At 59.6% G+C, this 1,063-nt stretch carries 1 protein-coding gene; it reads left to right on the forward strand.

Going from position 1 to position 1,063, the window contains the following annotated elements; genetic code table 11:
* The first annotated feature begins 64 nt into the window (after window positions 1–64).
* A complete protein-coding gene (locus tag SxD43FB_RS23730; RefSeq protein ID WP_096064170.1) occupies window positions 65–1,060 on the forward strand; it encodes an IS30 family transposase in 996 nt (331 codons plus the stop codon).
* Window positions 1,061–1,063 lie beyond the last annotated feature (3 nt).

The raw sequence follows: 1,063 nt of genomic DNA on the forward strand, positions 1-1,063 counted from the left end.
GGGTGAGGCTCATGGACCCCTGTGAGTTCACAAACGAAGTGCAACACCTCACACAGGTGCTGCCATGTCGAAATACAGCCAGTTATCGATTGAGGAGCGATGTTCGATTGCCCGGCTTCGCGAAGCCGGGCAATCGATCCGCAAAATCGCTGCAACTCTGGATCGCCAGCCGTCGACCATCGCGCGCGAGTTGAAGCGCAATGCCGGTTCCAAGGTCGGCTACCAACCCGCCTACGCGCAAGCGCAGGCAAATGCCCGGCGCTGGTCAGGGACCAGGCTGGAGCGCGACGATGCCTTGCGCGAAACAATCCTTGATCGCCTCGCCCAAGGCTGGTCACCCGAGCAGGTCGCCGGGCGCCTTGCTCATGAAGCAGGGCGCAAAGTCATCAGTCACGAGACAATCTACCGCTTCGTCTACGCCCAGCTCAAACGCACCAATGACCGGCGATGGCGCTTCTACTTGCCGCGCGCCAAGTACAAGCGCGGCTGGAGAACCAAGGGCGGCTGGCCACGCTACGCTGACCGCCCATCCATTCACGAACGCGATGAAAACATCGCAAGCAGGCTGGAGGCGGGGCATTGGGAAGCCGATGCCATGCTCTTCTCGATAGCTGGGCAGGCCATTCTCGTCGCCCACGAGAGACATTCACGCCTCACCATCGCCGTGCAGCAGAACAGCCTGAAAGCCGATCCTGTGGCAGCTACCCTTGTCCGGATGCTCCGCACTGTGCCCGCCGATCTGCGACAATCGATCACCTTCGACAACGGCACCGAGTTCAACCGCCACCAGTTCATTGCTAGCCAACTCGGCCTCAACGCCTACTTCTGCGATCCCCGCGCACCTTGGCAGAAAGGCGGCGTCGAAAACGCCATAGGTCGCCTGCGACGAAATCTACCCCGCAAAACAAACCTCGAAACCTTGCCTGGCAAAGCCATCGACGCCATCATCGCAAACTACAATAACACACCCAGAAAATGCCTCGGCTTCAAAACTCCAGCCGAAACATTCCTCCCGTTGCACTTCCAATGTGAATCCACACCCGCATCAAGTCCGGGGTGACGG

It is taken from the genome of Sphingobium sp. D43FB (genome assembly GCF_002312805.1).
Lineage (GTDB): Bacteria > Pseudomonadota > Alphaproteobacteria > Sphingomonadales > Sphingomonadaceae > Sphingobium.